The organism is Blattabacterium cuenoti (assembly GCF_014252335.1).
Taxonomy (GTDB): Bacteria; Bacteroidota; Bacteroidia; order Flavobacteriales; family Blattabacteriaceae; genus Blattabacterium; species Blattabacterium cuenoti_AL.
This window is the reverse complement of record NZ_CP059218.1, coordinates 139158-153191: the sequence shown is the minus strand read 5'-3', so window position 1 is coordinate 153191 and position 14034 is coordinate 139158. Positions and strand designations below refer to the sequence as shown.

Annotated in this window: 10 protein-coding genes; 1 reads left to right on the top strand and 9 read right to left on the bottom strand. The window is 24.7% G+C overall.

What is annotated here, in order from left to right; all coding sequences use genetic code 11:
• Nucleotides 1-3 precede the first annotated feature (3 nt).
• Genes H0H37_RS00715 through ruvB form a run of 9 tightly spaced genes read right to left on the bottom strand, consistent with a single transcriptional unit; the run spans nucleotide 4 to nucleotide 11767 of the window.
• Complete coding sequence (locus H0H37_RS00715) at nucleotides 4-582, bottom strand: formyltransferase family protein (protein ID WP_238785502.1); 579 nt, start codon at nucleotides 580-582, stop codon at nucleotides 4-6.
• A 9-nt stretch (nucleotides 583-591) separates the two neighbouring features.
• Nucleotides 592-1572: a phosphoribosylformylglycinamidine cyclo-ligase gene (purM, locus tag H0H37_RS00710; protein WP_185882529.1), complete on the bottom strand. Its 981-nt coding sequence runs from the start codon at nucleotides 1570-1572 to the stop codon at nucleotides 592-594.
• Between the two features lie 38 nt (nucleotides 1573-1610).
• Nucleotides 1611-3038, bottom strand: a complete 1428-nt coding sequence (gene purF / locus H0H37_RS00705) for an amidophosphoribosyltransferase (protein ID WP_185882652.1) — start codon at nucleotides 3036-3038, stop codon at nucleotides 1611-1613.
• 5 nt (nucleotides 3039-3043) lie between these two features.
• Entirely contained in the window at nucleotides 3044-3763 is a 720-nt protein-coding gene (purC, locus tag H0H37_RS00700) for a phosphoribosylaminoimidazolesuccinocarboxamide synthase (RefSeq protein WP_185882528.1), read from the bottom strand.
• 32 nt (nucleotides 3764-3795) lie between these two features.
• Nucleotides 3796-4281 (bottom strand): 5-(carboxyamino)imidazole ribonucleotide mutase, encoded by a 486-nt coding sequence (gene purE, locus H0H37_RS00695; protein ID WP_185882527.1) that lies wholly within the window; start codon nucleotides 4279-4281, stop codon nucleotides 3796-3798.
• Between the two features lie 13 nt (nucleotides 4282-4294).
• Nucleotides 4295-8023, bottom strand: a complete 3729-nt coding sequence (locus H0H37_RS00690) for a phosphoribosylformylglycinamidine synthase (RefSeq protein WP_185882526.1) — start codon at nucleotides 8021-8023, stop codon at nucleotides 4295-4297.
• A gap of 14 nt (nucleotides 8024-8037) precedes the next feature.
• On the bottom strand, nucleotides 8038-9447 hold the full coding sequence (gene purB, locus H0H37_RS00685; RefSeq protein WP_185882525.1) for an adenylosuccinate lyase: 1410 nt from the start codon (nucleotides 9445-9447) through the stop codon (nucleotides 8038-8040).
• 10 nt (nucleotides 9448-9457) lie between these two features.
• Nucleotides 9458-10768 carry an adenylosuccinate synthase gene (locus H0H37_RS00680; protein WP_185882524.1) on the bottom strand — a complete coding sequence of 437 codons (1311 nt, stop codon included), beginning with the start codon at nucleotides 10766-10768 and terminating at the stop codon, nucleotides 9458-9460.
• A 42-nt stretch (nucleotides 10769-10810) separates the two neighbouring features.
• Nucleotides 10811-11767: a Holliday junction branch migration DNA helicase RuvB gene (ruvB, locus tag H0H37_RS00675; protein WP_185882651.1), complete on the bottom strand. Its 957-nt coding sequence runs from the start codon at nucleotides 11765-11767 to the stop codon at nucleotides 10811-10813.
• A 282-nt stretch (nucleotides 11768-12049) separates the two neighbouring features.
• Here ruvB and H0H37_RS00670 point away from each other — a divergent pair, with 282 nt between their 5' ends.
• Entirely contained in the window at nucleotides 12050-14032 is a 1983-nt protein-coding gene (locus H0H37_RS00670; RefSeq protein WP_238785501.1) for a carboxy terminal-processing peptidase, read from the top strand.
• The last annotated feature ends 2 nt before the right edge of the window (nucleotides 14033-14034 follow it).

Here is a 14034-nt window from a genome sequence, read left to right as displayed (position 1 = left end):
TCTTTAAATTATTTTGAGAGATTGTATAATAATATCTTTTTCTATTATAGAAATTTTTTTATCTAGTGAAATGTATGTATCGTTATTGGATATTTTGCATGATCTATTTAAAATAATATCTCCTAAATCTATATCTTTTGTTACATAATGAATCGTTGCACCTGATAATTTTTCTTTTTTTTTTAAAACTTCTTTATGTACTTTAATTCCATACATACCTTTTCCACCATACTTAGGTAGTAATGATGGATGTATGTTAATTATTTTATCATGCCATTTATCACAAAATTCTTTATTAAGAATAGAAAGAAATCCAGACAAAACAATGATATCTACACAGTACTTTTTCAAAAGAAAATGCATTTTTTCATAAAAAATATTATTTGATTGATCATGTAATTTATATAATAAAAAAGTTGGAATATTTTTTTGGATACTTCGTTGAATTGCTAAACACACTCTATCTGCAATAACTAAATTGACTTGAAAATTTTTCAGTATTCCAATATCAATTGATTTTAAAATATGTAACATATTAGATCCTTTTCCTGAAACTAAAATAGCTAGTATTTTTTTAATCATAAATATTTTTTATTTTATTACAACTTTTTTATTTCCTTTAAATATATTACCAAATATAAATGGATTATCACCTGAAGAACGTAAATGATTTAATATATAAACTTGATCTTGTATAGATGCTATTATAATCATTCCTACTCCCATATTAAATGTTTTCCACATTATTTGATCAGATAATTTTCCTTGATTTTTAATATAATTAAAAACAGGTTGAATAGGAATGTTATTTTTATATACTATAGCTAATAGATTTTCAGGTAAAATACGAAGTAAATTATCAATGATACCTCCACCAGTAATATGAACTAATCCATGTATATAAACATTTTTTATCAATTTTTTAATGGATGAATAATAAATTTTAGTTGGAACTAAAAGTGTTTCATAAAATGGTTGTTGATTAAATTCTTTATTCAATAAATATTCTGTATTAAAAATACTTCTAATTAAGGAAAAGCCATTACTATGAACTCCTGAAGATGGTAGCCCAATTATAATATCTCCATTTTGAATCAATTTTTTTCCATTTATAATTTTATGTCGTTCTACAATTCCCAAACAGAATCCAGCAACTTCATAATTATTTTCTTTATAAAATCCTTTCATTTCTGCCGTTTCACCACCAATCATACAGGTATCAGTTTCTTTACAAGCAATTGCCATTCCTTGTATAATTTTATTGAAAATTTGATCATCTAATTTACCACAAGCTAAATAATCCAAAAAAAATAATGGAGTGGCACCGTGACACAAAACGTCATTAATACACATAGCAAAACAATCTTTGCCAATTATATCATATTTTTTATAATTTATAGCTATACATATTTTAGTTCCAACTCCATCAACGCTAGAAACTAAAACAGGATTTTTATATTTATTAATAGGTATACTATACAGTGCCGAAAAAAAATCTAAATCACTAATTACATTATGATTATATGTTGGTTTAACAATAGGGGTAATTTGAGATATAAGGCTGTCTTTCATATTGAATTTATTATATCATAATATACAATCATTTTATTTTATTTATTATCAATAGGATAAGTTTCAGTAAAACAACCAAAACAATAATTAGTTCCACCTAAAATTTCTATTAAATTTTTCATACTTAAAAATTCTAAAGTATCTACATCTAAAATTTTTGCAATTTCACTTTGATTCATATTATAGGAAATAAGATCTTCTTTACTTGGTGTATCAACTCCCAAATAACATGGTGCAATAATAGGTGGTGATGCACTTCGAAAATGTATTTCTTTCGCACCTGCTTTTCTTAATACATGAACTAGTCTACGACTGGTTGTGCCACGAACAATTGAATCATCAATAATCACAATTTTTTTACCTATAATTTCATTTAAAATAGAATTTAATTTTAAATTAACCATTTTTTCACGAATTTCTTGTTTAGGTAAAATAAAAGATCTTCCTATATATTTATTTTTTACTAAAATTGGCTTAAATGGTATTCCAGATGCTTTGGAATAACCAATAGCTGAAGGGACTCCTGAATCTGGAACTCCTATCACGACATCTGCACTAATTGGATTCTGTTTATAAAGTTTTATTCCACTTTGTTCACGTATTTTATAAACACTTATATTTTCTATAAAAGAATCTGGACGAGAAAAATAAATATACTCAAAAGAACAAATTTTGCACTTAGTTAATCTTTTTTCTTTCAAAAAAGAAAAGCGTATAGACTTGGTATCTATTATGATCATTTCTCCAGGAAAAATATCTCTTATATAAACTCCTCCTATAGAATCTATACCACAAGTTTCAGAGCTAAAAATATAAGTATTTTCATCTAATATTCCATAACATAAAGGTCTTATTCCATTTGGATCTCTGAAAGCAGCGATTTTATTATTCATGAGAACTATAACAGAATATGCTCCTTTTATATTTAAAATAGTTTTTCTAATTGCTTTTTCTAAATTATTATGATTGGATAACAAATATTTTTGAATTAAACGTAAAATCACTTCTGAATCAGAATATTCAGATATAAATTTAAATCCTTCTGACTCTAATTGTATTCTAATGTTTTTAGCATTAGTTAAATTTCCATTGTGCACTATAGATATAATACTTCGTCCGTAAGCATCTTCACCACCAAAAAATGGTTGAATATTTTTTTTGCTTTGGCCACCTTCTGTAGAATATCGTGTGTGTCCAATTGCAGCATTTCCATGATAACATTCAATATTAGAAATTTGTCTAAAACAATCTAAAACTAATCCTTCGCTTTTATGAGATAAAATAAACCCATCTTTCAATACTGAAAATCCACAGGCTTCTTGTCCTCTATGTTGCAAGGCAAATAATCCAAATTGAATTAAAGAAAATGTATCAATTTTATTAGGAGAATAAATTCCAAAAATTCCACATTCTTCATGAAATCTATCGAAATATTCTTTTTGATTATTGATAAACAATTTATAAATCTTTCTTATTTGTCGATTTTGTTTAAAACTTTCATATAAGTATTAATAATTTTTTCATTACTATATCCTTTTCTAAAACAATCTTTATCAAGTTTTTGTTTTGTTGTTTTATCCCAAATACGACAAGTATCAGGACTAATTTCGTCAGCAAGAACAATTTCTTTTTTATGATTTTTACCAAATTCTAGTTTCAAATCAACTAATATAATATTTTTATCAAAAAAAAATTTTTTAATTATTTTATTTATTTCTAATGATATTTTATTGATAATATTTAATTCTTCATAAGAAATAATCTTTAAAAAAACTGCATGATGATGATTAATAAAAGGATCCTTTAAAATATCATTTTTATAAAAAATTTCAAAAATTGGATTTTGTATGTATATTCCTTCTTTTATTCCTAAACGTTTAGACATACTACCAAATACTATATTTCTAATAACAAATTCTAATGTAAATAAATCTAATTTATGACATAACTGTTCTCTATTATTTATTATACGAATAAAATGAGTTTTGATTCCACAAGAATTTAGAAGATGAAATATTATTGCAGATATTTGATTATTAATAATTCCTTTTTGATTTAAACTTTGTGTTTTATCTCCATCAAATGAGGTAATAATGTCTTTATAATGAATAATAATTTCATTAATATTATCCGTCTTATATAATTTTTTAGTTTTGCCTTCTAAAAGAAAATTATTTTTATAATTATACATAATACATTATTGTATTGTATTTATATTACAACTTAATTATTTTTTATTTGTTTCATCAATAATTTTGTATTTTCTATTCTAAATTTTATTAAAGATGTTTTTACATTTTTATCTTTTATAGATAAAATATGGACAGCTAATAATGCAGCGTTATATGCATTATTTATACCTACAGTAGCGACTGGAACACCTTTAGGCATTTGCAATATAGAAATAGTAGCATCCAGGCCACCCAATAATCCATTATCAATATTATAAATTGGTACGCCAATAACAGGGATAATTGTTTTTGATGCAATTATACCTGGAAGATGTGCAGATAAACCAGCCCCAGCTATAATTAAATCTGTTTTTTGTTCGTATTCAATTTCTTTAATTTTGTCAGATAACACATCCGGTAAACGATGAGCTGAAATAATATAAGTTGTGTTTTCAATATTAAACTTATTTAGCGTATTTTCTGCAATATTCATAATTTTTTTATCTGATTGACTGCCACAAAAAATTAATACTTTCATAATAAAAAATTTTTTATACAAAATATTCTACTGCATTTCTAAAAATAGAATATTCATTAATAATATTAGGAATATTTTTTAATAATCCATGTTGAAAACGTTCTGGATGAGTCATTTTTCCATAAATTTGTCCATTATTATTTAATAATCCTTCTATTGCTTGAAGTGATCCATTAGGATTGAATGCTTTGTCTAATGTAGGATTACCTTGAAAATTTACATATTGAGTTGCTATTTGATTCTTTTTGAATAGAATCTCAGTAATTTTTTTATTAGCATAAAATCTACCTTCTCCATGAGATAATGGCTGAATATAAATTTTATTTTTCATTCCTTTTAACCATGGCGAATTATCAGAAATTACTTTAATTCTCACACATTGAGAAACATGTTTACCTAATTCATTATAAGTTAAAGTAGGAGATTTATAATTTCTTAATTTTATTTTTCCATATGGTAATAATCCTGACTTGATAAGTGCTTGAAATCCATTACATATACCTAATATTAATCCATTTTTTTTTAATAAAACTTCTATGGTCTCTTTTATATATGGATTATGTAAAATAGATGTTATAAATTTTCCAGCACCATCTGGTTCATCTCCATAAGTAAATCCTCCACAAATCATTAATATTTGTGATGATTTTATATTTTTTTTTAATTCTTGTATAGACTCAATAAGATCTTTATATTTTAAATTTTTAAAGATAGACGTTATTACTATAGCTCCTTCTTGTTTAAACGCACGTATAGATTCTAATTCACAGTTAGTTCCAGGAAAAATAGGAATAAATACTCTTACTCTAACTTTTGATTGAAAAATAATTGTTTTATTTTTAATTTTTGTATTATACAAATAATTTTTATTTACATTTTTTTTAATATTCAGTTTTTTGTCTACCAAACATGAATTATTATAAATAGGATTTAATGTTTTTTCCCAATAAAAAATTGCTTCTTCTATATCAATTTTAACTGAATTAAAGTTAAGATATTTAGAATTTACAATTTGTCCTATAAGAATAAATTCTTTATTTTCTAAAGTAGAATTTGATTCTATAATTAATGATCCTATATGGGTTTCAAGTAAATGATGTGTTTTTAAATTAATCATCACTCCTAAACGATTTCCAAATGCCATTTTAGAAATAGCTATAGCAATACCACCGTCTTTTACTGTTTGAACAGAAATAATTTTTCCTGAAATAATTTCTTTATGCACTTGTATATATGCATTTTTGATTGATTGAAAATCTGGCATTTCATCATTTTTTGGATGATGATGATATAAATATATTTTATTTCCTACCCTTTTAAATTCAGGAGATATGATATTTAAAGACGATCCTATACAAACACCAAAAGCTACTAAAGTTGGTGGTACATGTATATTTTTATATGTCCCTGACATACTATCTTTTCCGCCAATAGATACTATTCCTAGTTCTTTTTGAGCTTTATATGCACCTAACAAAGAAGCAAAAGGAATCCCCCATTTATTAGGATCATTGTCTAATTTTTGATAATATTCTTGAAAACTCAAATATGTTTTTTTATAATTTCCTCCCATAGAAACAATTTTAGAAATACATTCTATTATTGCATAAGCTCCACCATGTAATGGACTCCATAAAGAAATATCTGGATGATAACCCCAAGAAACTAAACTAACAGTATTAGTTTTTCCATTAAAAACTGGTATTTTATGAACACTGCCTTCTGATGGTGTCATTTGAAATTTTCCTCCAAATGGCATTAAAACTGTAGTTCCCCCAACAGTACTATCAAACATCTCTACTAAACTTTTTTGAGAAGCAATATTTAACTTGGATATAGTTTTTAAAAATGTGTATTTATTAAATATTACATTTTTTGATTTTTTGAATGGAGAAATGGTCAAAGGAGAATTTATATGTACCATTCTTTTTTTTTCAACTCCACCACTATTCAAAAAATCACTGTTTAAATTTAATACTTGTTTATTTTTATAATAAAAAATTATTTTTTTGTTATTCATAACAGTAGCTATAGGAATAGCTCGTAAATTTTCTTCATTAGCAAAATGAATAAAATTTTTTAGATCAGATGGATCCAACACAATTGCCATTCTTTCCTGAGACTCTGATAACGCTAATTCAACCGATGTCAAAGTGTGAAAATTTTTTTTAATAGGAATTTTATCTAAATTTAATTCTAAACTATCACATAATTCTCCAATTGCTACAGATGTACCTCCAGCACCAAAATCATTGCACTTTTTAATCAATGAGATTACTTTTTTTTTTCTAAATAATCTTTGAATTTTTCTTTCTGTTATTGGATCTAATGTTAATTTGTAAAATAAATGATTTTTCAATATATTTTGTGGTTTATGTTTTTTTTTGGAAGAATCGGTAGCTCCACCTATACCTTCTTTACCAGTTAAACCTCCTAATAATACAATAATATCACCCGTTTGTGGCGTTTTTTGATTTACATAATTAGCTGGTACGGCACCAATTACCATACCTATTTCCATTCTTTTTGCTCTAAATCCTTCGTGATATATTTCATTTATATGACTTGTAGCTACCCCAATTTGATTTCCATAAGAACTATATCCATAAGCAGAATCTCTACATATTTTATATTGTGGAATTTTATTATATAATGTTTTGTTAATCGTTGGATTTGCTGCCCCACTTAATCTAATAGATTGATACACAAATGCTCTACCAGATAAAGGATCACGAATAGCACCTCCTATACACGTTGCTGCCCCCCAAAATGGATTAATTTCTGTAGGATAGTTATGAGTTTCATTTTTAAATAAAATATACCATTTTTCTATATTTTTATGACCAAAGATATCTATATCTACATCGATCAATATTGTACATGCATTTTTTTCTTTAGATACAAAATAATTTGATTGTTGTTTTTGTAATACTATTTTGGATGGTAGTGTTGATAGTTCCATTAAATTTGGAAAAGATTTTTTATCAATACAATATTTACGACGATCTTTTTTATATTCATCAAAAATTTTATGATATGTTGGTTTTAAATATCCAGTAAATTGAATATCAATTAAAGAACTTAAAAAAGTTGTATGACGACAATGATCTGACCAATAAGTGTCTAAAACTCGTAATTCTAATTCTGTAGGATTACGGCATACTTCATAACGAAAATATTTCTGAATAAATAGTAAATCCTCAATATCTATAGAAAAATCAAAGTCTTGATGTAGATTCTTTATTTCATAATAAGTTAAATGTATAAAATTAATAATATATGGTATGTTATTTTGTTTTTTCGTTTTTTTTATATTATTTTTTGTAATTTTATAACTACAGTAGTTTTTTATTTTTAAAAAATCTGTTTTATTTTTGATTCCAAATAATTCAATTAATTTTCCCGTTTTAACTACAATATTATTATATTGTGGATGAATAATTTTTACGCATTGTGTTGCTGCTTCCGCTCTAGAATTATATTGACCTAGATTATATTCAAAATATGGATTTAATAAATTGATTTTTTTATACCAAACATCGGTTACAGGATCTACAAATACTTTATATATAATATCTTGAAAAAAAACTGACGGATTTGTGACATTTAATATGTCGTATGTTTGATAAACGATAATTTTATATAAACTTGATATATTAAAAAGATGTTGTAATTCTTTATACAATTCTTTGGAATAAATATCAAATTTTTGTTTTTTTTTTATATAAATTTTGAGGTTCATAATAATTGGAGTAATCAATCCAATAAATAATGAAACTTAGTTAAAATAGGATTCACATAATTTTCAATAAATTCTATAACTTGAATAGAAGAAAACCCTATAAATCTATTTGGATTTAACATTTGTTTGATTTTATTTTCATTAACTGGTATTTTTTTATCATTTACAATTCTTTGAATAAAATCATTTGTTTTCCCTTTGAATTTAATTTCTTTATTCACCTCCATAGAATGGTGCCTAATTATTTCATGAATTGTTTGTCTATCTGCACCATTTTTAACACTTTCTACAATAATATATTCTGTAATAAAAAATGGAAGTTCTTTCTTAATGTTTTTTTCAATCATTTTAGGATATACAGTTATTTTTTCCAAAATGTTATTCCATATTATTAAAATTGCATCTACTGCTAAAAAAGATTGCGGAATCACTAATCTACGATTAGCAGAATCGTCTAATGTTCTTTCTAACCATTGTGTAGCAGCAACCATTTCTGAACTATGAGATAAAGACATTACATATTTAGATAAAGAAGATATTCGTTCACTCAATATAGGATTTCTTTTATATGACATTGCACTGGATCCAATTTGATGGTCTTCAAATGGTTCTTCTAATTCTTTTAAATTTTGTAATAATCTTATATCATTACTAAATTTATGAGAAGATTGGGAAATATTAGACAATAAATTTAATATTTGGGTATCTATTTTTCTATCATAAGTTTGACTTATTACTGGATAAAATTGATTAAATCCAAATTGTTTGGATAATTCTATTTCCATTTTTTTCACCTTATCGATATTACCGTCAAATAATTCTTTAAAACTTGCAGACGTACCAACCGTACCTTTTGCACCTCTAAAACAAATATTTTTTAATCTAAATTCTAATTCTTGTAAATCCATAAGCAAGCTCTGTATCCAAGTAGTTGCTCTTTTTCCAACAGTAGTTAATTGTGCGGGTTGATAATGAGTAAACGCTAAAGTAGGCAGTTTATGATATTCTAAAGCAAAATTTCTAAGTTGAAAAATAACTATAATTAATTTATGTAAAATTATTTTTAATCCGTCACGAATAATAATTATATCTGTATTATCCGTTAAAAACGCGCTTGTAGCACCTAAATGAATAATTGGTTTTGCTAAACTTGCTTGTTCTCCAAAAGCATATAAATGAGCCATTACATCATGCCTAAATTTAGTTTCATAAAAGGAAACTATATTCCAATTAATGTCATTCTTTAAACAAGATTTTAAATTATTTATTTGTTCATTGGTTATATTAATACCTAAGTTTTTTTGTATTTCTGCTAAAGCTACCCACAGTTTTCTCCAAGTCAAAAACTTTTTTTTTGGAGAAAAATTATAAATCATTTCTTGACTGCTATATCGTTCAACTAATGGATTTTTATATTCGTTCACAAAAGTAATTTTATGAAAATATCTTAAAAAATAAAGATTTGTTTTTAATAATGTTTTGATTTCGTTCAGTTCCAACAGAAATCAAAAAAATCTTCAAATTTAAATATTGTTCAATAAAGTTAATATATTTTTTACAATTTTGAGGTAAATTATCATAATCATAAATATCAGAAATATTATTATACCATCCAGGAAATTCTACATATATAGATTCTAGATTTTGTTCTTCAAGATATTCTAAATCTGCTGGAAATTGTTTTAATTGTTTACCATGAATTGTATATCCTACTCCTACTTTAATAATATCTAGTTGGCTTAAAACATCCAATTTAGTAATAATCAAACCATTAATTCCGTTAATCATACAAGAATATTTTAAAGAGAATAAATCTAACCATCCACATCTTCTTGCTCTATTAGTAGTTGATCCATATTCATTGCCAACTTGTCTTAAAAAATTTTCTATTTTGGTATCCTTAATTTCTGTAGGGAAAGGCCCATGACCTACACGAGTGCAATAAGCTTTTGCTACTCCTATTAAATTATTTAAATAATGTGGAGGTATTCCAACCCCTGAACATACAGAACCTGTAGATGTAGAAGAAGTTGTGACATAAGGATATGTTCCATAATTAATATCTAACAGCATAGCTTGTGCGCCTTCAAAAAGAATTTTTTTTCTTTGTTGAAATGCATTATGAATTTCATAAACAGAATCTATAATTCTAGGAGAAAGTACTTTATAGTACTCTACATATTCTTCATAAATTAATTTCAAAGATAAAGGATCTCGTTGATATATTTTTGTAATAATTTGATTTTTATAATCAAGAACTTGTTTTAATTTTTTATAAAACTTTTTTAAGTTACAAAAATCTAATATACGAATTCCGATTCTTCCAATTTTATCTGCATATGTCGGCCCTATTCCTCGTCTAGTTGTTCCAATTGATTTATTACCTAAAGATTCTTCAATATATTGATCTAATAAATAATGATAAGGCATAGTGACATGTGCTCTTTTTGCTAAAAACACTTGTGTAGTATTTATTCCTATAGATTCCAATTGATTTAATTCTTTAATTAAAGATTTTGGATCTACTACAACACCTGGACCAATAATACATTTAATAAAAGGATGAATCACTCCAGATGGAATGATATGAAGCACAAAATAATGATTTTTAATATGTATAGAATGGCCAGAATTATTCCCTCCTTGATAACGAACAACATAATCTGAATTTTCAGATAATAAATCAGTAATTTTTCCTTTTCCCTCGTCTCCCCATTGGAGTCCAACAATAACATTTGAAGGCATAATTAATTCATTTTTTATTTAATATAATAATATAATAAATATTTAATATCTATTTTTTTTTAAATGTATATAAGCTAATTTGGTAGCAATTCTTCCTCTAGGCGTTCTGATTAAATAACCTTCTTGAATTAAAAATGGTTCATAAACTTCTTCAATAGTATTTGAATTTTCACTTATAGCAGTAGCTATTGTTTTTATTCCTACAGGACCACCTTCAAAATTATCAATAATATATGTAAGAATTTTATTATCCATTTCATCTAAACCATATTTATCTACATGTAATGATTTCAGACTAAAATGACAAATATTACTATTAATAATTCCAGTGCCTTTGATTTGTGCAAAATCACGAACTCTACGAAGTAATGAATTTGCAATTCTTGGTGTTCCACGACTTCTATCAGCAATTTCAAAAGAAGCTTTTTCAGTTATTGGTATATTTAATATTTTGGCACTTCTATCGATAATATTTTTCAAATATATTTTGTTGTAATAATTAATACGTATATTAATTCCAAAACGAGATCGCATAGGAGCTGTTAATAATCCAGCTCTTGTAGTTGCACCTATTAACGTAAATGGTGATAAATCAATTTGAACTGATTTTGCTTTAGATCCAGAATCTATAATAATATCTATTTTATAATTTTCCATAGCAGAATATAAATATTCCTCTACTATAGGAGAAAGACGATGAATTTCATCTATAAATAATACATCATTTAAATGTAAGTGTATTAGAACTCCTGCTAAATCTCCAGGTTTATCCAAAATAGCTCCAGATACTTCTTTAATATTTACCCCTAATTCATTAGCTACAATATTAGCAAGTGTAGTTTTTCCTAATCCTGGTGGGCCATGAAATAAAATATGGTCTAATGCTTCGTTTCTTGCCTTAGCAGCTTGAATAAAAATTTTTAAATTGTATAATAAGTCCTCTGGACCAATAAAATCTGTAATTTTTTTTGGATTTACAGACTTTTCTAAACAAAACACTTTATCTAATGTCTTTTTCAAAATTTTATCAAATCATTATATTTTTTATTATTTTTTTTTAATTGTTCATTAATTGTGATTACATTGTTACATATGTTACATAATTTTATTTCATTTTTACATAAAAAAAAGAAATTTTTTAAAATTAGATATATAATTATTATATGTTCATGTTTTATTTTATTCAATTGTTGTTACAAATGTTGTTACAAATATAAAACAGAAAAACAACTAGAAAAGAATCAACACTTAATATTACAAAGCATATATAAAACATTAAGTATGTTGCATTTTAATAATATTAAAATTGATAATACTTTTTCAAGAAAAGTATATAATAATTATTTAAATAATTTAGATGAAAATCAATTTTTTTTTATACAAAAAGATTTAAAATCTTTATCTTTTTATAAATATAAATTAGATGAATTTTGGAAAAATGGAGATCCTACATTTTTTAATATATCAATTAAATGTTTTTATAAAAGAATTAATGAAATAGACCATTTTTGTTCAAAATTATTAGAGCATCCTTTTGATTTTGAAAAAAAAGAAATATTTTTTTTTGAAAATGATAAAATTTCTTATCCAAAAAATGTACATGATTTAGAAAATAAATGGCGAAAATATTTAAAATATCTTGCCATGATTAAAATATTTCAAACCATTGATAATAAAATTGGTTATTCACTAAATGATATAAAAAAGATTTTTCAGCAAAATGAGGCATGGAGTAGAAAACAAGTGAAAGAAGATATACAAGAATATTTCAGAAAATTAAAAATTAAAACAGTAGAAGATTGGTTTTCTAAATATGTTAATATAATGACTACATTATATGATCCTCATACAAATTATTTCTCTATTAAAGAAAAAGAAGAATTTGATTATACTATATCAGGATCAATAGATGGAATTGGGGCAGAATTGCAAGATGATAAAGGTTACGCAACTATAGTAAATATTATTCATGGTGGACCAGCTTGGAAAAGCAAAAAAATAGAAATTGGTGATAAAATTATTAGAGTATCGAAAAATATCAATTCTCCATCTCAAAATATTGTAGGAATGTTATTAGAAAATTCTATTCGTCTGATAAAAGGAAAAAAAAATACTAAAGTAAAATTAACCATTCTAAAGAAAAATGGATTATTAAAGGAAGTAATACTCACCAGAGATACTATTAAAAAAGAAGAAACATTGGCAAAAAGTGCAATTATCTTAGATAAGAATAAAAAGAGATATGGATTAATATATTTGCCAGAATTTTATTTTAATCCTGATAATAAAAATGATAGAAATTCAGCCAAAGATATTAAAAAAATTATTAAAGATTTAAAAAGAAAACACATAGAACATTTAATTTTTGATATTAGAAATAATGGAGGTGGATCGTTAGATGATGTTGTAAAAATTGCTGGATACTTTTTAGGAAGAACTCCTATAGTTCAAATAGTATTTTCTAATGGGCAAACACAAATTATAAAAAGTTATGAAAAACATATTCTTTGGAAAGGGCCATTAATAATTATTTCAAATAATTTATCTGCTTCTGCCTCAGAAATTCTTGCAGCTTCTATTAAAGATTATAAAAGAGGAATTATTGTGGGTAGTGAACAAACATATGGAAAAGGAACTGTTCAAGTTGTTTACCCTTTAAAATCATTTTATCAAAATCTAGGATCATTAAAACTTACTATTAATAAGTTTTATAGAGTTAATGGTTGTTCTACTCAAAAACAAGGAGTAAAATCAGATATTGTTATTCCATTTAATCATTTGAATCATTATTATTTTCAAATGAAAAAAGAAAATCAAGATAATGCTATGAAATGGGATTGTATTTCTCCAGTTTATCATAAGTGTTGGAAATATCCAATTAATATAAAAGAAATAAAATTAAAAAGTATGCAACGTTTCAAAAAGCATATTAATTTAATAAATCATTATAAAAAATTATTGGATTTAGATACAAAATGTTTAAATACAAAACATATGCCATTACATTGGAAAGATTTTTATAATGAAAATGTTAAACTAGAAAGAATTAATAAACACTTACAAAAATTAAATAATTATATCACTTCTCATGTATCATCCATGCATCATAAGAATCACGTAAATTATAAAAATAAAATTATTATGAATAATTCCAAAGAAACAAAATGGTCTCAAAAATTGTTAAAAGATATTTATATAGAAGAATCTATTAATATTTTTCAAGATATTGAGAAAATAAAATACAATAAACATAAACATAAATAAAT

Excerpts from the sequence above, each read along its gene's own strand:
- H0H37_RS00715 (WP_238785502.1), bottom strand. The coding sequence starts at position 582 with ATGATTAAAAAAATACTAGCTATTTTAGTTTCAGGAAAAGGATCTAAT.
- purM (WP_185882529.1), bottom strand. The coding sequence starts at position 1,572 with ATGAAAGACAGCCTTATATCTCAAATTACCCCTATTGTTAAACCAACA.
- purC (WP_185882528.1), bottom strand. The coding sequence starts at position 3,763 with ATGTATAATTATAAAAATAATTTTCTTTTAGAAGGCAAAACTAAAAAA.
- purE (WP_185882527.1), bottom strand. The coding sequence starts at position 4,281 with ATGAAAGTATTAATTTTTTGTGGCAGTCAATCAGATAAAAAAATTATG.
- H0H37_RS00690 (WP_185882526.1), bottom strand. The coding sequence starts at position 8,023 with ATGAACCTCAAAATTTATATAAAAAAAAAACAAAAATTTGATATTTAT.
- H0H37_RS00680 (WP_185882524.1), bottom strand. The coding sequence starts at position 10,768 with ATGCCTTCAAATGTTATTGTTGGACTCCAATGGGGAGACGAGGGAAAA.
- H0H37_RS00670 (WP_238785501.1), top strand. The coding sequence starts at position 12,050 with ATGTTGCATTTTAATAATATTAAAATTGATAATACTTTTTCAAGAAAA.